Origin of the sequence: Nocardia pseudovaccinii (genome assembly GCF_050942345.1) — a bacterium.
Lineage (GTDB): Bacteria > Actinomycetota > Actinomycetes > Mycobacteriales > Mycobacteriaceae > Nocardia > Nocardia pseudovaccinii.
Genome location: NZ_CP192074.1, coordinates 7864461 through 7883766 on the forward strand (window position 1 = coordinate 7864461; position 19306 = coordinate 7883766).

The window sequence follows — 19306 nt, forward strand, 5'->3', positions numbered from 1 at the left end:
CAGCGGCGGCAGACGCTCATTACGAGACCTGAGGCACGTGGATCAGGTTCGCAAGGCGATGAGTACCGTCGTGGTGAACCGAACCATGAAGGAACCGCCCGCAGCATCAATAGCAGCCCCGACACCTTCCAGCACCTCTTCCTGTGTGGCAGAGGAGAATTGGGCGTGGCCGCCGGTTGTCGGCAACTGATCCAGCCACTCGTCTCGGGTGTACGTCCGCTCCCAGTCGAACGTCCACTGCTCGGGTTCACCGAAGCCACCCGCCGCCCGAATCCCCTCGATCGCCTTGTCGGACGGCGTCGCATACGTGGTCTTCGCCCCCGCTGCCCAACGGGCAGCGAGCGAGTCGGGGACGACCCGTTGATAGACCGCGGCAAAGGCTTCGGCCAAGTCCGTCGGCGGTTGGCCCGCATTCCAGAACACGGCCAGCCGTCCACCGGGTCGCAGCACTTCAGCGGCCTTCGCGGCGCCCGCGACCGGGTCCACCCAGTGCCAGGTCTGGCCGGAGATGACGGCGTCGAAGATTCGCCCCGCGGGGTCCCAGGCTTCGAAGGCAGACACTTCGACCTCGAAACCGTACTTTCGCGCCCAGTCACCCATCCGCGCATCGACCTCCACGCCCAGTACATGACAACCCGCCGCCCGGAACTGCCGGGCCGCGATGCCGGTACCGATGCCGACATCGACGATCTCAGGTCCGGGGCTGGCGGCGACGATCGCATCTACCATCGCCGCCGGATAGCTGGGCCGGGCCCGGTCATAACGTTCCGGGTCCGAGCCGAACGATTCGGCCAGCTCACGGGCTCGATGGGATTCGCGTTGGTCGGAGGACGTGGGCTCCGAAGGTAGAGTGGGCATGCGCCCACCATAGTGGGCGCATGCCCACTTGCCAACGGGTGCGCCCGGGAAAAGGAGATACCGTGCCGACTGGCGTGGCCATGCGCGATCCCCGCGAGCAGCTGTTCGAGGCTGCCGAGCGAATCCTGTTGCGAGACGGCCCGAATGCGCTGACCAGCCGCGCTGTCACCACCGAGGCAGGCTGCGCAAAGGGCGTCCTGCACCGGCACTTCGCCGATTTCGACGCCTTCCTCGCGGAACTCGTACTCGACCACATCGGCCGAATCGATCGACAGTCCGCCGCCCTACACGAATCAGCAGGCACCAGCACAGTTACCGACAATCTCACCGACGCCCTGACCACCGTCTTCGAATCGGTCGCGATAGCCATAGTCAGCCTCGTCACCTTCCGCGACGAACTCCGCACCCGCCTGCGCCAGGTCCGCCCCTCCGGCGTGCCCGTACTCACCGAAGCGACAACCATGCTCGCGTCCTACCTCACCGCTGAACAGGCCCTCGGCCGCATCACCCCCGAAGCCGACACCGACACCCTCGCCCTGACCCTCATCGGCAGCGCCCACCTCCTCTTCGCCGACCGCAGCAACCCCACACCAACCCCCGAAGCCACCCGCAAAGTCGTAACCACCGTCATCGCAAGCACTCTCAGGTGAGATGGCGGGTGTCACCGAGGCTGACGACCTGGCGGTTGTGGAAGTAGTCATCCTCGCGCAGCTCCGTGATACTTCCCGGAGCAGCATGGAACCGGGCGTAACCGAGTGATTCGATCGGCAACATCGCCCACGCCGCAATGACGAAAGTGATTGCGCCGCCGTGGGTCACGACGATCTGACGATCGCAGTGACGTTTCCGGATCGCATCCATCGCCGCGTAGACGCGCTGCGCGAATGCGGCGATGGTCTCCGATCCCGGTATGCCTTCATCGTGGCCCATTCGCTCCCCGGCAACCGGCGGCCGCACGAATCGCTGATCCAACCATTGCTGGGGCTTGCCCTCGGCCTCGCCGTAGGACTTCTCACGCAATCGCGGATCGAGAATCGGCGGCACCTGCAGCACATTGCCGATCACGGCCGCGGTCTGTGCCGCGCGCTGTAGATCCGATGAGAACAACTCCACGCCAACCTGCGCCGGAATCCTCGAGCGAAGCGCATCGGCGATCGCATCCGCTGCGCGCAAACCGGCAGGCGTGAGTTGCGAGTTGTACCACCCGCCCACCAGGCCCTCAACGTGATGTGTCGACTCCGGATGAGCGATGACATAGATGATTCGCACGAGCCGATCCTCGTCGACGTGGTCGTGACTTCGGGGGCGGGCCGTGCCAGGAAGGCGACGCTGGACGACCGACGACGACAACAGGCCGAGCCGGAAACACAGTTAGCGACCAATCAGCTATCCAGACCAATCGGTACTATTCAACTGATTGTCATCTCCGGCGAAAGGCCAGGCGATGGTGTCGAGGCGAATGTGACGAGGCTGCCGCGGTATGCGGCGATGCTGGCGCTCGCGGGCCACCTCCCCAGCGACGACCAACGCTGGGCATACGAGGTGAAATTCGACGGTATTCGCGCCATCGGGCAAGTCGACCGCGACCTGCGCCTGATCTCACGCAACGGCAACGACATCACTCCCGCGTGGCCCGAACTCGCCGATCTCGCCCCGGCGACCCCGCCCTTCGTCATCGATGGCGAAATCGTGACTTTCACCGCCGACGGCCGCAGCTCCTTCGAGGCGCTGCAACCACGCATGCACCAGCGCAATCCCGCGGCGATTCGAAGCCTCGCCAAGTCCGTGAAAGCGACTTACCTCATCTTCGATCTACTCCATATCGGCACACGCTCTCTGATCGATCTGCCTTACGAGCAGCGTCGGCAACTACTGGAACAACTCGACCTCCGGGGCCCGCACTGGCGGGTTCCGCCGCGTCTGCACGGCTCCGGCGCCGACGTTCTCGCCGAATCGCGACGGCTCGGCCTCGAAGGGATCGTGTGCAAGCGACTCGACAGCCCCTACCTGCCCGGGCGACGCAGCCCGCTGTGGACCAAGGTCAAGAACGTCAACGACCAGGAAGTCGTCATCATCGGTTGGCGCCCGGGTGTCGGCCGCCGGGCCGGGCGCATCGGCTCATTGCTCATGGGCATCTACGACAACGCCGGAAAGCTGACCTATATCGGCAATGTCGGCACCGGATTCACCCAGGCGATGCTCGACGAACTGAAGGCGAGACTCCAACCGCTGCAACGCAAGACACCCACTGTCGACACCAGTGTTCCCGACGCCATTTGGGTCGAGCCCCAGTTTGTCGGTGAGGTGTCGTTCACCGAATGGACCGGTGACGACCGGCTTCGACACCCGTCCTGGCGCGGCCTCCGTCTCGACAAGGAACCACGACAAGTGAAACGCGAACCTCAGCCCTGACGCCAGCCTCTACCGCATCAGGCTCGAGCCGCTGGTCGAACTCGACAACTGGCTCGGGGCGAGGAGACCCTGCGCTTCGAGCTGACCGAGCACGAAGGCGGTACCCGCCTGGTGCTGGTCGACGAACTCCCACCGGGCGCGGCGGCACGCAATGCCGCGGGTTGGGACGAGTGCCTGGACCGCCTTGTCGGAGTCGCGCCTGCGCCGGATGCCTGGAATCCCGCTTCGCGGTCTACTCGGCGGCATTCGAGTCGGCTCTCGGTCCCCAGGAAGGCCCACCCGCCGAGTACAAGGGCTGACTCGAAAGAGTGATTCCTCTCCGGATGAGTGGGTCCGGACCGGATCCGGGCCTGCTCAACCGGAGAGGAATCCTGGGCATCCCGAGTTCTGTTGAGTGTCGGCACATGGCATCTACCTCCATTTCATAGCTGGGGCCGAATAAACGGATCTAGGTGAACAGCCTGGTGACGAAGGCGTTCATGTTGTCCCGGACCCGCTCGATCTTGGTCTCCTCGGTGATGAGATCTTCGCGGTACCGATTGCCGAGCGCGGGCGTTCGCTTACCGCGCGCGTAGAGCGAACACGCCAGATCGGTGCACATATAGGTGCCGACCGAGTTGCCCCGGCGTCCGGATTCGCCCGCCTTGTGCGCGGTCATCAGCGAGACGCCCCCACCGGTATGCGCGGTCAGGCAGATCGCGCACATCTGGGTCCGGCCGGATCCGCCCGTTTCGTAGCGCAGCGCGACGCCGATGATGCGATCGTCCTGCGGCACAACGAGATAGCCGCGGCCGGGTAGCGACGGATCGCTCCAGCCGAGGAAATCCAGGTCATCCCAGGGCTGTGCGTCCAGGTCCCGGGGCACCGGCAGCTTCTTGGCGGTCGTCTTGGAACAGTTGACGAACGACGACCTGATGTCGCGTTCGGTGACGGCTTTCATGACGGCATCGACTCCTTCGATAGATCGGTTGACAAACCGAAGGAACGCTACAGCTGGTCATTAGCCCAGGCAACGGAATTTCCAGCTCACACGCGGCGCATCACCGACACGACCTTCCCGAGCACCACGGCCTCGTCACCGTCGATCACGTCGTAGGCCGGATTGCGCGGCTCCAGATAGACGTGTCCGTTGCGACGCCGATAGACCTTCACCGTCGCCTCGCCATCGATCATCGCGGCGACGATTTCACCGGAATGCGCCTCGTGCTGTTTGCGGATCACCACCAGGTCGCCGTCGCAGATCGCCGCATCGATCATCGAATCGCCGCGCACGCGCAGCCCGAAAACCGTTCCGCGACCGACGAGTTCACGCGGCAGCGTCATCATGTCGTCGGCGTGTTCCTCGGCGAGGATGGGCGTACCTGCCGCGATATCGCCGACGACCGGAACCACGACCGAATCCTCGGCCTGCTCCGGAACCGCGGACGCTTGCAGGAACATGCGCACATCGATCGGCCGCGACATGGTCTCGCCGCGACGCAGAAATCCCCTGTCCTCCAAGGATTTCAGATGCTTCGAGACCGAGGACGAGGACCGCAGCCCGACGGCATCGCCGATCTCCCTGGTATTCGGCGCGTACCCGTACCGCAGCACCCAGTCCCGGATCGTGGCGAGGATCCGCTGCTGACGCGGCGGCAGGGTCGAGGAGTCGAGGTGCTCGAAGGCATCGTGGTCGTATCCGGTCACCCGGGAATCCTAGAGGTGCGCGCGGACAATTCCCCGCTTTGTCACACCCGGCCCCCCTGCGTCGTCATACCGGTGAAGAGCAGCACCTGGGAACTTTGGAGGAATCATGACGACCATCCTGCTGACCGGCGGCACCGGTACCCTCGGCCGCCACGTCACACCACTGCTGGTCGAAGCCGGTTTCAAGATTCGTATGCTCAGCCGCAATGCCCACGAATCGACCGACGGCATCGAGTTCGTGACCGGAGATCTGCTGGCGGGCACCGGCGTCGAGGCCGCGGTCGACGGCGCGGAGATCATCCTGCACCTCGCGGGTGCCCCCAAGGGCGACGACATCGCGACCCGGCATCTGGTCGACGCCGCCGTCAAGGCGGGCGTGCAGCACATCGTCTACATCGGCGTGGTCGGCGCCGGGAAGCTGCCGATCGGCTACTTCCGGGCCAAGTTCGCCGCCGAACAGGCCATCATCGAATCGGGCGTGCCGTACACCATCCTGCGCGCGGCCCAGTTCCACGATCTCGCCCTGAAGACCGCACAAGCCATGGCGAAGAGCCCGATCGTTCCCGCACCGGGCGCGATCCTGTGGCAGCCGGTCGATTCGCGGGAAGTGGCCGCGCGGCTCGTGGAGTTGACCCGCGGCACACCGGCCGGGCTGGTACCCGATCTGGTCGGGCCGACGGTGTACACGATGGCCGAGCTGATCCGCGGCTACCTGAAGGCCGAGGGCAAGCGGCGGTTGTTCCTGCCGGTTCCGGTGCCGGGCAAGATCGGGCGCGCGTATCGCGCGAAGGAAAATCTGACCCTCGATGGTGCGACGGTCGGCAAACTCACCTGGGAGAACTTCCTGGCCCAGCAGGTGTGAATCTCCTCCCGCAACCGCAGTAATAAATGATGTGCCGACACCGCGTCTGCTCTGCTACCGTGGCCGACATGAAGCGCGCTGCTGTGACGACGACGCCGGAGACCGTCCCGGCGCGCTGATTGCTGTCCAGATCGAAAGCCCCGGGCGAGTGCCCGGGGCTTCGTCTTGTGCTCACTCGCCCGCTGTCCGCGAGGAGACCCCCGTGCACGACCACCGCAAACTCGGCCGCGAACTCGGCCTGTTCGATACCGACCCGCTGATCGGATCCGGCCTGCCGTACTGGCTGCCCGACGGCGCCACCGTGCGCCATGCACTCGAGGAGTTCATCCGCACCGCGGAACGACGCGCCGGCTACCGGCACGTGTACTCACCGGTGCTCGGGAAGCGGGAACTCTACGAAATATCCGGGCACTGGTCGCACTACCGCGACGACATGTTCCCGCCCATGCAGTTGGGCGGCGAGCAGGTGGTGCTACGCCCGAGCCTGTGCCCGCATCACGCGGTGATGTTCCGCTCCCGCTCGCACAGCTACCGCGAATTACCTTTGCGGATAGCCGAATTGGGCGGGATGTATCGATCGGAACTCTCCGGTGTACTCGGCGGACTCACCCGTGTCCGCGCGATACAGCTCAATGACGCACACATCTTCTGCACCGTGGATCAGGTCGCCGACGAGGTCGCGGGCGCGCTGGAACTGATTCGATCGGCGCACGCGGCCATGGGCATCCGGCCCACCCGATACCGCCTCTCGCTACCCGGACCGGGCGGGAAATACGTTGCCGCCCCGGAACTCTGGCAGCAGTCGATCGCCATGCTCACCGATGTGCTCGACCGCTCCGGCCTGCCCTACGAAGCAGCCGAAGGCGAGGCGGCCTTCTACGGCCCCAAGATCGATATTCAGTTCACCGACAGCGCGGGCCGCGAATTCACCCTGTCCACCGTGCAGGTCGACTTCCATCAACCGGAGCAATTCGATCTGCACTACATCGGCGCGGACGGCGCCGAACACCGGCCGGTCATGGTGCACCGCAGCATTATCGGCAGCGTCGAGCGAGCCGTCGCGCACCTGATCGAGGTGCACGGCGGTGCGTTCCCGGCCTGGCTTGCCCCGACCCAGTTGGTCGCCCTACCGGTTTCGGCGGCCGAGTCGGCACCCGCCGAGGCGCTCGTCGAACGCTGTCTCGAGCTGGGACTGCGCGCCGAAATCGCTGATCGGGGCAGTCTCGGCGCGCGCATTCGCGAAGCCCGCCTGGTCCCCTACCAGGTCGTGATAGGTCCGAAGGAAGTCGCCAATGACCTTGTCGCGGTGCGGATTCGGGATGGACAACGCCTCGAACCATTAAGTGCCGACGAATTGCTTTCCCGCATAACCGAACTCATCGCCGCGCACAGCATCCTGCTCTGACCGTCAATGCTCGGTGACGAAGTGGATCGCCAAGCGGTCACACAGTTCGCCGAGTGCGCACGCGTCTATGTGTGGCGCGTTCGGCCACGCATCGGCGTTCGTCCACGGCACCGAGGCTGGGGTGCCGTGCGGACGAGCGAATACGTGCTGATGGAAATGCGCGACGCTGCGCCCGGTGATCGCGGAGAACACGAATTCCGGTGCCAGCTCGACGTGTAACGCGTGTGCGGCGCGTCGAGCGGCCCAGCCCACCGCCCGGGCCTCGGCGTCGGTCAAGGTAGACAACGTCGGTGCGTGCCGCCGGGTCTCCACGAAGAGGTAGCCCGGCACCGGCGTGCCCTCGGTGAGCGGCCGATGGGTGACCAATACCAGGTCGTCCGCGTAGATCACCGGACCGACGAGCGCACCGATCCCCCGATGCTTATCGCAGATCGGGCATTCGGTCCCCATATCGTCACCATAGCTGCCGTACACCGCCTCGATATCGAAGCTTTGCCATCCCACTCGATATCGCCGAGCGCCGTTGCGGCACTTGGTGGTATCCCGCTGACAAGGTCGGGTCGGGCGGTGCCGCCTGGCGGCACCGCCGCACATTGTGGATCGTGGCATCGTCGATCAGTTCAGTGCCTCAGCGGTCATGCCGCGACGTTAGTCACCGCCGGTGCCGACCGAAGGGGTTGCGATCACGCAGAAATTATTACGCTCACCACGCCATTCGACCGGAGATGCGGCACACCCGCGAGTGCTGGACCGTAGCCGATCAGGCGCAGCCGCCGGGGACGACCAACACACCGACCGCACCGACGCCGAGGTGGACGGCCAGCGTCGGCCCGAATTCCGCGACGATCAATTCGCGGATGCCGGGCAGCAACTCGCGCAGTTGGGTGGCGACCGTATTCGCGGCATCCTCGGCACCCAGGTGTTGTACGGCGACGGCGGCGCCATCGTCACCCGCCGCATCCACCGCTGCCGCAACGAGTTTGGCGTAGGCCTTGGAGCGGGTACGAACCTTTTCGCGCAGTTCCAGGCGGCCCTCGACGATCTGCAGCAGCGGTTTGCTCACCAGTTCGCTGCCGAAAAAGGCCGCGGCGCTGCTCAATCGGCCGCCACGGCGCAATTGCTCGGTGCGGTTCACCAAGATGAAGGTGCGTGATCGACTGGCCGCGGCGACGGCGGTGTCATAGACGACATCCAATGTCGCGCCACTGTGCGCGCGACGCGCGGCGGCGAGCACCGGCAAGCCGGTAGCCAGACCTGCGCCGAGTGAATCGACCAGCCGGACCTGATCGGCGGCATCCATATCGCGGACCGCCTGCCGTCCCGCCTCCCAGGTACCGGAGAGTTGGCGCGAAAGATGTACCGCGACAACGCCGTCCCCATTGCTACGCTCCAGCGCCTGCTCGTAGACGGCACGCAGCTCACCGGGTGAGGCCGCCGAGGTCGTCACGGTATCCGAGCCGTAGTCGATATCGATGGCGTCGACGCCTTCGCGGATGGTGCGGTCGCCGACCAGCACATGCAGTGGGACAACGGCGATGTCCAACTCAGCGACGAGTTCGGCAGGGAGGCTGGCGGACGAATCGGTGACGACCACAACGGCCACGGACTACCGAACCTCCTGCAAGGTCTTCACCATCGAATTCGCCACCGCGGTATGCCCGGCCCAGCCCCAGTGGATGCCGTCCGGATTCGCGTCGCCGGAGAAGATGTCCTCGCGCACTGCTTCACCGAGATCGACCAGCGGGACGGAAGTCTTGTCCGACCATGCGCGCAGTGCCTTGACCGCAGGCTCCCGGCCGCTGTGCACATGTCCGTACGCGGCACAGTTGTGCACGGACGGCAGTACCGCGACGACCGGCAGATCCGGACGCAGCTGGGCCAGCGCTTCGCGCGACTGCTCGAGGTAGTCCACGCTCACCTTCGGCGGCAATGCCACGGGGCGACCGAGTTTCGACAGCTTGGGCTGCAGCCAGTTGTAGGTGGCGCGGACCCCGCGACGCAGCACGGGCGGACGCACATAGCGGATCAACTCGCGCAGCGCGGTCGGCAGCGGCGAGGGCAAGGTATCCATGCCGCCGACCGCGAAGACGACCGCACCCGCGCGCGGTACCGCGGCCCACACCCGGGGGTCGCCGATCAGCGCCCAGTACGCGTCCCGGCAGGTCCAGCCGATCCGCCCGATCAGCTCGACGTCCCAATCGAGTTCGGCGCCGACCAGATTCGGCCAGATCTTCGGATGGTCCGCGGGCAGGCCGCCCTTCGGACCGAAGTAGGACAGCGAGTCCGCGATCACCAGCAGCACCGGACGATCCGATTCATCGGTCGAGGCCGGGTCGGCCGTAACCTCGTCGCCGGTAACCGATTCGAGCGGGGGATCGTCGACGACCGAATCCACTGTGGATTCGTCACCGCTCGCCGAAACCGCAACCGTGACTTCGAGCTCGGATTCCGCTGCGGAACTAGTAGATTCGTCGTCGGATTCAGCGCCGATCGCCGACGCCGCGATATCCGTATCGAAAGCTGCCGCAACGCCTTCCGGTGGTTCACTTGCTGGTTCCGCCGGCTCCGCGCCGGTTCCGAACTCGGTCGCGTATGCGGCGGGCTCCTCGTTACCTTCACCGGAGTCGGCGGCGGTAATCGATTCGTCGCTGTCGGACTCGGCCGACTGCGACTCGGCCGGTTCCTCCGGCTCGACCGTCTTCACCGGAGGAGGTCCGAATAGAGCGTCCGGGATCGCCCGTTCGGGCTTCGCCGAAACCCGACGGAACAATTCATCCGGTACCTGCCGAACCGGTTCTTCAGAGGACATCCGGGGCCACCTTCGCCGCTGCATTCCACACATCCAGGCGCCAACCGGGCTGATCGATGCTCGGACCGTGACTGCTCAGCTGCACCCAGCTGGTATTGGCCAATCCCCCTAGGGCAGGCCAGTTCCGCGGCGGCAGGTCGAGCAGCGCGGCCGTTAGGGCGGCGATCAGCCCGCCGTGCGCCACCAGGATGATAGTCCGGCCTGGCCAATCCTGCCGCTCGGCGAACAATTCTCGAACAACCGGTAGGGACCGTGCGCCGACCTCGAGCTTGCTCTCACCGCCGGGCGGGGTATAGGCCGCATCCAAGCGCCACGCGACCCGCGCGCCCGGATAGTCGGCGTCGACCTCCAGATGGGTCAACCCCTCCCAGTCGCCGAGGTTGGTTTCGCGCAGCCGCCGATCCGGGACCACCGGAACATCGGTGTGGTCGGCCAGTGCCGAGGCGGTATCGAAGGCGCGCCGCAGATCGGAGGACACGATGGCGATCGCATTGCGCGAAACCAGTTCGCGCGCGGCCTCTTTCGCCTGACGACGACCGAGCTCGGTGAGATCGGTGTCGATCTGCCCCTGCATCCGGTCGGATGCGTTCCACTCGGTCTGCCCGTGCCGCAGCAGGATCAGCGTGCGGACGCCGGCATACTTGCTCACTCGCGTTCTTCCCCCGCTTCACCACGCGCCACGACACCCTCGGACTCGGTGTGCTTGAAAACCTCGGTCCCGGCCGCGATCCCGTCCACCGGAACCGCCGGACAATCCTTCCAGAGCCGTTCCAGCGCATAGAAATTGCGTTCGTCATTGTGCTGGATGTGCACGACGATGTCGACGTAGTCCAGCAGTGCCCACCGACCCTCGCGGGTCCCCTCGCGCCGGACCGGCTTGTGCCCGGCTTCGCGGAGCTTCTCCTCGACATTGTCGACGATGGCATTGACCTGACGCTCGTTCGGCGCGGAGGCGATCACGAAGCAGTCGGTGATCACCAACTGTTCGGAGACGTCGAGCACCACGACGTCGGTGGCCAGCTTCTCGTCCGCCGCGCGCGCGGCGACCTGCGCCATCTCCACCGATTCGACAGATGCGCTCATGCCTGCGCCTCGCTGGCGCTCGGCTCCGGCATGACCGCAAATGCGGCTGTATCTTCGGCTCGCTCGCTCCGCTCCCTCACGCCTTATCTACCTTCCACTGCTACGGGCACATATAAATGCCGCTTCGATATGTACTGCACGACGCCGTCTGGCACGAGGTACCACACCGGCCGGTTCTCGGCGGCGCGGCGACGGCATTCACTCGACGAGATCGCCAACGCCGGGATCTCGATCATGGTCACCGCATCGACCGGCAGGTCACGCAGATGCTCCTCGAGATGATCGGTGTTCAGCTCATACCCCGGTCGGCTCACCCCGACGAATTTCGCCAGTTCGAACAACTCCGCCCAATCCTGCCACGTCAAGATGTTGGCGAGCGCGTCAGCTCCGGTGATGAAGTACAACTCGGCGTCGGGATGCTTGGTGCGCATCTCACGCAGGGTGTCGACGGTGTAGGTGACCTTGCCCCGGTCGATATCGGCCCGGCTGACCGAGAATCGGGGGTTGGAAGCGGTCGCGATCACGGTCATCAGGTAGCGATCCTCGGCCGGGCTGACCTGCTTATCGGCCTTCTGCCACGGCTGTCCGGTCGGGACGAAGATCACTTCGTCCAGTTCGAACCGGTTCGCGACCTCGCTGGCGGCGACGAGGTGGCCGTGGTGGATGGGGTCGAAGGTGCCACCCATCACCCCCAGCTTGCGTCGACGCCGACCGTTCTCCTGCATGAGAGCCGAGCTTAACCGGTCGGTTCGGTTCGAGCCGGGGCCGGACGGTCAACTGCTGACGACCGCCCGCAGACCCGGCTTCAGCACACCGTCGAGTTCGGACCACGGGATCGTGATGTCGATATAGCCCAGCGCGTGCGAAGCGATCTCCCCGAGGTAGACGCGCAGACCGTCGGGCATGGCCAGCCAGTCCTTGAAGTTCTCCACGGCCGGTGCGATGCGCTGCTTGTCGTAGGGGTTCGTGCCGACGCGGGTCTTGGGGATCTGCACCTCCGCCTGCGCCGATAGTCGATCGAGGGCCTTCGGCAGATCGGTGAACAGATCCGGCAGGGTGAGCGCCTTGCCGGTGTCGATATCCGTCACGTGGGTGCGTTTGAAGGTCGTCGGATGCGTATAGCCGTCGTCGACCTCGATGCCGAGCACACCGCTGAGCACATGGCGGCCGATATGCGCGACCTCACTTTTGTATCCCTTCACCTTCTGGTTCTCCGCCGCGGCCCGCAGGTACGGATCCAGCTCGGCGCGCAAGCCGTCGTTGAAGTCGGTGCGCGCATCCTCGGTTCCGCCCTCGACCTGCGGCAGGTCGAATGAGTACCAGGGGCCCTCCAGCCGAATCGAGGTCGCGGTGAAGGGCGGTGCCGCGGGCGAATCGGCCCGGTCGGCGGCCCCGCACGCCGTCAGTACGGCGAACAGGACGCCGACCAGGACAGCGGCAGCGGTCTTCCTCATTTCGCCTCCCCGAATAGCTCGCCTTCGTGCCCGAGAACGTACCACCGCATCAGCTGCTGACGATCGCGCGCATCCCCGGCTTCAGCACGCCGTCCAGCGCGGACCACGGCACGGTGACATCGATATTGCCCGCGGCATGCGAAGCGATCTCACCGAGATAGATCCGCATACCCTCCGGCATGGCGACCCAGGTCTGGAAGTGCTCCGCGACCGGGGTGAGCAGGCTCTTGCTGTAGCCGGTCGCTCGCGGATTCTGCTGCACCTGGGCCTCGGCCTGAGTCGAAAGCGTGTTCAGGCCCTGCTGCAGGTCGGTGAACAGGTCGGGCAGGGTGATGGCCTTGCCGGTATCGATGCTGGTGACATGCGCGGCGTCGAAGCTGTTCGGATGCGCGGCGCCCTCGCCGTACATGATGACGACCAGGTGGCCGCTGAGCACCCGCGAACCGATGCGGACGACCTGGCTGTCACCGCCGGTGACCGAATCGCCCGGACGGCTGATGCGGTCGATCCACTCCTGCGCCCCCGCCCGCATCGCCGCGTTGAATTCGGTTCTGGCATCGGCCTTTCCGCCGCTCACCTGGGGCACGTCGATCTTGTACCCGGCACCCTCGAGATGAACTGTTGTCGCGGTGAAGGTTTCGGCTCGAGGCGATCCGGCGACGGTCGTCGACGCGGCCGGTGTCGCCGTCACCGACGCGGCCGGTGTCGCGGTCGTCGACGATCCGCCCCCGGTCGTCGGCGATTCGTCCGGCCCACAGGCCGTGAGTACTGCGGCGCTGGCCAGCGCGCCGATAACAGCAGCGGTCTTCTTCATCCGGAGCTCCGAATCGCGAACGCACCGAGCCGATCTCGGTGTCCCCCCAACGATGCCGATCCCACCTAACAGTTTTCTTATCGTCCGCAAATGCACGCCGACAAGCGGGGCGAGCGCCCCGTATATTAGACGGGGAATCACCCCCGGTTAGCTGTTGAACAGGAGTACGCACCATGTCCGTTACCGCTCGCGAGACCATCGAACGCCTGCTGGCCTTTACCCCTGGCGGCCCTACGCCGGAGATGGCTGATATGTATGCCGTCGACGCGGTGTTCGAGTTGCCATTTCTGCCGCCGGGTGCGGAACATCCCGAGGTCGGGCGCGAGGCGTTTCGCGCTCATCTGGTGGAGGGTGCTCGGATTCAGCGCTTCGATTCCGTCGACGATGTCCGCATTCACGAAACTGCCGACCCCGAGGTCGTCATCGCCGAATACCGGATCAACGGAACGGTGTCGGCCACCGGCAAGCGGTTCGACCTGCTGATCATCAATGTCTCCCGGGTGCGTGACGGGTTGATCGTCTCGACCCGCAGTTACTCGAATCCGCTTGCCGGTGCCATCGCTTTCGACCAGGTGGAGGCGTTGCTCGGCGGACTGGTCGCTGGGTGATCAGTGGTCGTCGCGCTGCATGTCGGCGAGTTGGGTACGGGTGTTGAGGAGTTCGGTGGTTACTTCGGGCGTAGGGGACGTTTCGGCGATGTTCTCCAGTTCGGCGAGTAGGTCGCGCATGGTGGTGAGCCAGGGGCGGTCGGATTCCATACCGGCGCCGTAGAGCTGTAGCCAGGCGGCGGAGCGTAGGCATTTGGCTCGGGGGCCGATGCGGTCGAGGGTGCCCCAGAGGTGGGCGGCGCGGAGGAAGGCGACGACAGCTTGTTCGTCTTCGCCGCAGTAGTCCAGCACCGAGGCGGCGGACCAGGCGAGCTCGGCTTCGAGTTCGACGCGGTCGGGGTCGTTGTGGACCAGACGGGCCGCCTCGACGAATTGCTGTGCCGCATCACGGAATCGGTTGAGCTTGCGCAGGGATTCGCCGTATTGGCGGCGCACGATCGCCATTTCGGCGCGCGGATACGGCTGCTCGCCGGTCGCGAGGGACTGCTCGAAGAGGGCCGCCGCCTCCCCGTGCCGTCCGGCCCGGTGGCAGGCTCGCGCGGCGACGAAGGTGAGGTGTATCGCATCCGCCGCCGAAATCGGCTCCCACCGTGCGGCCGCGGTGAGCGCCGCATCGGCCAGTTCGTATTCCCGGCCCTGCTGTCCGGAGAGCACCATGACGAGCTGAGAACTCAGCCGGGCGAGATGTTCGGCGGGCAGCGCGGTCGCGCCGATCGAAAGCGCTTGACGCAGATATTGTTCGGCATCCTTCGGATTGTCGACGAGACGTACTGCGGCAAGTTCGGCCAGCTGCCGCGCGTCCTCGGCTTGTTCCTCAACGGTGGCGGTCTCCGCAGGCGCGACAGCCGCAACCTTGCGCGGCAACGTGTTTCGCGCGCCGAGCGGCAGGTGGTCGACCAGCGGTTGTCGCGCGAGCCGGGCCGCGACCCGCTCGCTGACCACCGTATTGCCATTGCGCGCGTCATAACGTGCGGTGAGCTTGCCGATTTCGACGCTCAGCTTGTCACGTACCGAGTCCACCGTGCCCACACCGACTTCGAGTGCACCGAGATCCAGCTCGGCCAGCCGCCGCAACAGCACGCACACTCCCGATACGAAGGCCAGCCGAATGGCGGCGTCCGCGCCGGGATCGGTCAGCCACGCCGCGTGTTCGGCCAGTATCTCCAGACCACGCGCCTCGTTCCCGGTCAGTGCGCAGAACTCGATGTGCTCGCCGACCGAGCGCCGCAGATCCGGAAGGTGGCGCACCAGTGGATAACCCGTCAAATGCGCACTGCGGGCCTCGGCGGTGCGCCCGGTGCGCAGCATCGGCAGCAAGGCCTGCCCGAGCACCCGATGCGGCTCTTCGGCACAGCTGCGGGCACCGTCGATGACCGGACGCCAGCTCTCCAACGCGGACTCGTCGTCTCCGGCCTGCGCGTAGTTCGCACCCCACTGGTTGCGTTCACAGGCATCACAATCGGACATGCCGTCGCGCGGTGCCGCACGCGCGGCGTCCAGCAGTTCGGCGGCCGAGCCGTCCTGACCCAGTTCCCGCGCCAGGTCCGATCGCAAAGCGAGCACCGGACGCGCACTGTATCCCCGCTGCCGGTAGCGACTTTCGAGCTCGTCGAGCCAACGGTAGGTGGTCTGCAGCGGCACCGCGGGATTCTCGATCAGACCCCAGGTCAGCCATTTCAGATACCAGTGCACCGAATGCGTCATCGGACCGAGTTCGGCCGGGAATTCGTCGTAGATCCGCAACAGCCTGCCGTAGGCGACCGGTGCCAGATCGCGTTCGCCCGCATAGGCATAGGCCTGGGCGAGCTCCAACAGGACACTCCCCTCCAGTGCCCGGTCCGCACCCGACTTCGCCTCGGCGGCAAGCATTTCCAGTCGTTCAGTGCGACCGCGACCGTGTGGCAGCGAACGGCTCTGCGCCAGCGCGGATTGGATCTCGGAGGTATCCATCTCAGGCCTCCTCCGCGGTCTCGCCCGCCGCACGCCGGGTGGCCCAGCTGAGGAATTCGCCGAAAGCGCGATTGAGCAGCGCGGTATCGTCCGGTCGCAACGGCCGGTGCGTCATCAATAACGCTTGGCCGTAGAGCGATTCGACCGCGGTCCGCAGGAAGGCCGGGTCGTCGATCCGGCTCAAGCGTCGGACCACCGGGCTGTTGTGGTTCAACACCAGTTGGGCACGGGGTGCGCTCGCCTCCAGCGCTCCGAGGATTTCGGTCCAGAGCTCATCCGCGCCGACAGTGGTCTCGACCCGTGCGCGCTCATTGCGCGCACCCCGGCTGTCCAGATGCAGTGCGGGCACCGAAACCGGATGGAACGCACGCAGAATCACATCGCAGGACAGCGGATCCAGTGCGGTGCGCGCCGCGGCGAGCACTGGAGCCAACAAGAGTTCCTCGGCGGGATCCACCGGGTCGAGGGCGGCCGTAACCGCGGCGGCGTCCAGCTCGGTCACCGTGACACCAGGCAGGATCGTCGGCAGCAGCGCGACGAGTTCCGCATCGTAGGTATAGCCGCCGTTGACGACGCCGATGCCTTGCGCGGCCGCGGTGGCAGCGACCTGGCGGAATTCCTCCACCGTCGCCGTCACCCGCACGCTCGGATGGTTGCGCGCGAATTCGGTCAGCGGAACTCGGCCGTCGGTGGTCTCGAACAGCAAGTGCGGCACCATGATCCGCAGCATGTCCGGCGAATGCCTTGCCATCGCCTTGACACCGAGTGCGTGCACGGACAGGAATGCGGCGAGCCGCTCGGGCTGTTCGGCGGCGATTTCGGTGAGCCAGTCGCGGATTCGGCCGCCGAGGCTGTCGCGGACGATGGCGAGGCGTTCGTCTTCGTAGAGGCCCTCACGTGAGGCGGTCGGGCGCAGGCTGTCGGTATCGATGACACAGCGCACGAAGAAGGCCCAGTCCGGCAGCAGTCCACGCACCGCGTCACCGAGCAGCATGCCCTTGAGATAAACCCGGTGCGCACTGCTTTCGGCGGGATTGCCCGGCTGTGACAGCACGAAGGCGACCCCGCTGACCCCCGCCAATTCGGCATCGAGATCGATCACATCCAGCGGTGTGAACCCCAGGACACGCTCGCCGTACTCGAACAGCGCCGCACGCCGCTGGGCCGGGGATGCATAGGCGCGCCGCCACACCGGCGGACCATCCGTCGCGCGGAGTCCGGCACCATTCGCCTCGACCGTCACCTCGTAGGGCAGCAGCGAGCCATAATCGCGGACCAGATCCAGCACCCGCCCCGGTGTGAACCATGCCTGCGCACCGGCTCGCGGCGTGAGATGCACCGTGGTGCCCGGCTCTTGCTGCTCTGCCGGATCGAGCAGCCGCAGCGAATAGGTGCCGTCGGCGGCGGCCAGCCATTCCACCGGCCGTGCGTCGGGATCGAGGGCCGAGCGGGTGACCACGCGGATCGTCTCGGCCACGGTGAAGCACGCCAGCAGCCCGATACCGAACTGCCCGAGGAACTCTCGGCGCGCACCCTCGATATCGTCACGCTTCGACGAATGCCCGATGGTAGCGAGGAAGCGGTGCACATCCGCCTCGGTGAGACCGATGCCGTGATCGGTTATCCGCAGCCCAGATTCGTCGACAATCAGCCGAATCGCGGTGGGCGCCAACGCATCGTGCTGCCTGCGCGCGGTGACGGCATCGACCGCGTTCTGCAGTAGCTCACGGATGTAGACCCGGGGACTCGAATACAAGTGGTGCGAGAGCAGATCGACGATTCCGCGCAGATCGACCTGGAACGAATAATCCCCACCACCGCTGCGGCCAGACCTGGCCGGCGCGTTGTTCACCATGGACCGAATCCTGGTGCGCAGCGCCAATAGTTCCCTTAACGAATGCTGATGGTGTTAACGGAGACCGATAATGAGTTCGGTCACAATCGCGTCACACCGGCAGCAGCCGGGACACCACCGCGGTCAGTTGTTTGGCCGAGCGGCACTCGTGCATCTCGATCACTTCGCGATACCTGTCGGCGGCGGAATCGCCGGTGCCCCAGTTGCTTTCCTTCTCCGGATTGAGCCAATGCGCGTGCTTGGCGGTGCGCACCAGCCCGCGCAGCGTATTCAGATCCGGATCACGGTAATTGGTGCGGGCATCGCCGAGAATCAGCAGCGAACTGCGCGAGGTCACCGCATCGGGCCACTGCTCGACGAAGGTCGACAGCGCATGGCCGTAGTCGGAGTGCCCGTCCAGGCCGACCACCTTGCCCTCGGTGAAAATGCGGGCCATGGACTGGTCCAGCTGGGTGTGCGGATCGAAGAACCGGGTCACCTCGTCGGTCCGGTCCACGAAGGCGAATATCCGCACCCGGGAGAACTGTTCGCGCAGCGAATTGACCAGCAAGAGAGTGAAGTTGCTGAATCCGGCCACCGAGCCGGACACATCGCACAGCAGCACCAGTTCGGGGCGGCCCGGTCGCGGTTTGCGATTCACCAGGTCGATGGGCACGCCGCCGGTCGACATGGATTTGCGCAGCGTCTTGCGCAGATCGATCTCACCGCGACGAGAATGCCTGCGCCGCACGGCAAGCCGGGACGCCAGGATTCGGGCCAGCCGCTGGGTGCCGCGCCGCATCTCCGCCAGCTCGGTTTCGGAGGCACGCAGGAAATCGACATCCTCGACTTGGCGAGCGACGGCATAGCTCGCGACGCGCTCCTTGCCGATATTCTCGGCCACCCGCCGGTGCGTTTCCGCCTCCACGATGGCGCGGAATCCGGCGATGCGCTGTCGGCCGATACGCCGGGCGATCTCGGTATCGAATTCGCTGGTATCCGGTCCGGCGGCCATACCCGCCAGAATCCTGGCCAACAGTGTTTCCGGCTGTACCTCGCGCAGCGTCCGGTATGCGGAGAAGGAGGGGCCGCGCGAAGATTCGTACTGACCGAGCTGTTCGACCAGCTGTGCGGCGATCATCTCCTGCTGCTGCGTCGAATCCTCCCTGGTCAGCAGGTCTGCGAGTAGTCCACGCAGCGCGGGAATATCGATCTCACCGGACGGCGTGCGCGGAACCTCGAGATCATCCGCAGTGCTGCTGCGCGCGCCGAGAGCCGCCGGGAACCACAGGTCGAACAGGCCGTCGAAAGTACTGCGATGGGTGGTGCGGCGCAGTAGCGAGCAGGCCAGACCCTCGCGCACGACCTCGCGGTCCATCAGATCCAGCACCGACACCACACGGCCCGCGTCCACCGTCTCCGACGGACCGACCGGGATGCCGCGCGCCCGCAGTGCCTCGACGAAACCGACGAGATGTCCCGAAATCCCGTGCGGCGCTTCGAGTATGGGCTGCGATCCGGCCGCCATGGC

At 65.8% G+C, this 19306-nt stretch carries 21 protein-coding genes; 6 read left to right on the top strand and 15 right to left on the bottom strand.

Going from position 1 to position 19306, the window contains the following annotated elements:
- Window positions 1-42: 42 nt before the first annotated feature.
- Window positions 43-858, bottom strand: a complete 816-nt coding sequence (locus tag ACQPZ2_RS35600) for a class I SAM-dependent methyltransferase (RefSeq protein WP_433522422.1) — start codon at window positions 856-858, stop codon at window positions 43-45.
- Window positions 859-920: 62 nt separating this feature from the next.
- On the opposite strand from ACQPZ2_RS35600, the gene ACQPZ2_RS35605 reads away from it, so the two are divergent.
- Window positions 921-1508 carry a TetR/AcrR family transcriptional regulator gene (locus ACQPZ2_RS35605; protein ID WP_433522423.1) on the top strand — a complete coding sequence of 196 codons (588 nt, stop codon included), beginning with the start codon at window positions 921-923 and terminating at the stop codon, window positions 1506-1508.
- Here ACQPZ2_RS35605 and ACQPZ2_RS35610 read toward each other — a convergent pair.
- Window positions 1501-2127 carry a histidine phosphatase family protein gene (locus ACQPZ2_RS35610; protein WP_433522424.1) on the bottom strand — a complete coding sequence of 209 codons (627 nt, stop codon included), beginning with the start codon at window positions 2125-2127 and terminating at the stop codon, window positions 1501-1503. The genes ACQPZ2_RS35605 and ACQPZ2_RS35610 overlap by 8 nt on opposite strands.
- Before the next feature lie 192 nt (window positions 2128-2319).
- Between ACQPZ2_RS35610 and ligD the strand changes: the two genes are divergently transcribed.
- Together ligD and ACQPZ2_RS35620 are read left to right on the top strand one after the other, a co-directional pair.
- Window positions 2320-3270, top strand: coding sequence for a non-homologous end-joining DNA ligase (ligD, locus tag ACQPZ2_RS35615; protein WP_433522425.1), 951 nt, complete (start codon window positions 2320-2322; stop codon window positions 3268-3270).
- A 111-nt stretch (window positions 3271-3381) separates the two neighbouring features.
- Window positions 3382-3582, top strand: coding sequence for a hypothetical protein (locus ACQPZ2_RS35620; protein ID WP_433522426.1), 201 nt, complete (start codon window positions 3382-3384; stop codon window positions 3580-3582).
- Between the two features lie 136 nt (window positions 3583-3718).
- Here ACQPZ2_RS35620 and ACQPZ2_RS35625 read toward each other — a convergent pair whose 3' ends face one another.
- Complete coding sequence (locus ACQPZ2_RS35625) at window positions 3719-4210, bottom strand: FBP domain-containing protein (protein WP_433522427.1); 492 nt, start codon at window positions 4208-4210, stop codon at window positions 3719-3721.
- 86 nt (window positions 4211-4296) lie between these two features.
- Window positions 4297-4956: a transcriptional repressor LexA gene (gene lexA, locus ACQPZ2_RS35630; protein WP_433522428.1), complete on the bottom strand. Its 660-nt coding sequence runs from the start codon at window positions 4954-4956 to the stop codon at window positions 4297-4299.
- 106 nt (window positions 4957-5062) lie between these two features.
- On the opposite strand from lexA, the gene ACQPZ2_RS35635 reads away from it, so the two are divergent.
- Together ACQPZ2_RS35635 and thrS are read left to right on the top strand one after the other, a co-directional pair.
- The gene (locus tag ACQPZ2_RS35635) at window positions 5063-5818 is read left to right on the top strand and encodes an SDR family oxidoreductase (protein WP_433522429.1); all 756 of its coding nucleotides are present in this window, start codon (window positions 5063-5065) and stop codon (window positions 5816-5818) included.
- Window positions 5763-7223, top strand: a complete 1461-nt coding sequence (gene thrS / locus ACQPZ2_RS35640; RefSeq protein ID WP_433522430.1) for a threonine--tRNA ligase — start codon at window positions 5763-5765, stop codon at window positions 7221-7223. The genes ACQPZ2_RS35635 and thrS overlap by 56 nt, the downstream gene beginning before the upstream one ends.
- A gap of 3 nt (window positions 7224-7226) precedes the next feature.
- On the opposite strand, the gene ACQPZ2_RS35645 is transcribed toward thrS, so the two are convergent.
- The 8 genes from ACQPZ2_RS35645 to ACQPZ2_RS35680 form a co-directional block, all read right to left on the bottom strand.
- Entirely contained in the window at window positions 7227-7727 is a 501-nt protein-coding gene (locus tag ACQPZ2_RS35645) for an HIT domain-containing protein (protein ID WP_433522431.1), read from the bottom strand.
- A 256-nt stretch (window positions 7728-7983) separates the two neighbouring features.
- The gene (locus tag ACQPZ2_RS35650; RefSeq protein WP_433522432.1) at window positions 7984-8826 is read right to left on the bottom strand and encodes a DegV family protein; all 843 of its coding nucleotides are present in this window, start codon (window positions 8824-8826) and stop codon (window positions 7984-7986) included.
- 3 nt (window positions 8827-8829) lie between these two features.
- A complete protein-coding gene (gene octT / locus ACQPZ2_RS35655) occupies window positions 8830-9525 on the bottom strand; it encodes a diglucosylglycerate octanoyltransferase (protein ID WP_387291419.1) in 696 nt (231 codons plus the stop codon).
- A gap of 496 nt (window positions 9526-10021) precedes the next feature.
- Window positions 10022-10681 (bottom strand): histidine phosphatase family protein, encoded by a 660-nt coding sequence (locus ACQPZ2_RS35660; RefSeq protein WP_063046817.1) that lies wholly within the window; start codon window positions 10679-10681, stop codon window positions 10022-10024.
- Window positions 10678-11115 (bottom strand): ribosome silencing factor, encoded by a 438-nt coding sequence (rsfS, locus tag ACQPZ2_RS35665; protein WP_433522433.1) that lies wholly within the window; start codon window positions 11113-11115, stop codon window positions 10678-10680. The genes ACQPZ2_RS35660 and rsfS overlap by 4 nt, the downstream gene beginning before the upstream one ends.
- Before the next feature lie 83 nt (window positions 11116-11198).
- Window positions 11199-11840, bottom strand: a complete 642-nt coding sequence (gene nadD, locus ACQPZ2_RS35670; protein ID WP_433522434.1) for a nicotinate-nucleotide adenylyltransferase — start codon at window positions 11838-11840, stop codon at window positions 11199-11201.
- 48 nt (window positions 11841-11888) lie between these two features.
- On the bottom strand, window positions 11889-12569 hold the full coding sequence (locus ACQPZ2_RS35675; RefSeq protein ID WP_063046820.1) for an RsiV family protein: 681 nt from the start codon (window positions 12567-12569) through the stop codon (window positions 11889-11891).
- A 49-nt stretch (window positions 12570-12618) separates the two neighbouring features.
- The gene (locus tag ACQPZ2_RS35680; RefSeq protein WP_433522435.1) at window positions 12619-13383 is read right to left on the bottom strand and encodes a DUF3298 domain-containing protein; all 765 of its coding nucleotides are present in this window, start codon (window positions 13381-13383) and stop codon (window positions 12619-12621) included.
- Between the two features lie 173 nt (window positions 13384-13556).
- Between ACQPZ2_RS35680 and ACQPZ2_RS35685 the strand changes: the two genes are divergently transcribed.
- Window positions 13557-13991, top strand: a complete 435-nt coding sequence (locus ACQPZ2_RS35685; protein WP_433522436.1) for a nuclear transport factor 2 family protein — start codon at window positions 13557-13559, stop codon at window positions 13989-13991.
- Here ACQPZ2_RS35685 and ACQPZ2_RS35690 read toward each other — a convergent pair whose 3' ends face one another.
- From ACQPZ2_RS35690 to ACQPZ2_RS35700, 3 genes are all read right to left on the bottom strand, one after another.
- Window positions 13992-15941: a hypothetical protein gene (locus ACQPZ2_RS35690; protein ID WP_433522437.1), complete on the bottom strand. Its 1950-nt coding sequence runs from the start codon at window positions 15939-15941 to the stop codon at window positions 13992-13994.
- Between the two features lies 1 nt (window position 15942).
- Window positions 15943-17796, bottom strand: a complete 1854-nt coding sequence (locus ACQPZ2_RS35695; protein WP_433522438.1) for an HSP90 family protein — start codon at window positions 17794-17796, stop codon at window positions 15943-15945.
- A 91-nt stretch (window positions 17797-17887) separates the two neighbouring features.
- Entirely contained in the window at window positions 17888-19303 is a 1416-nt protein-coding gene (locus ACQPZ2_RS35700) for a vWA domain-containing protein (RefSeq protein ID WP_433522439.1), read from the bottom strand.
- Window positions 19304-19306: the final 3 nt, after the last annotated feature.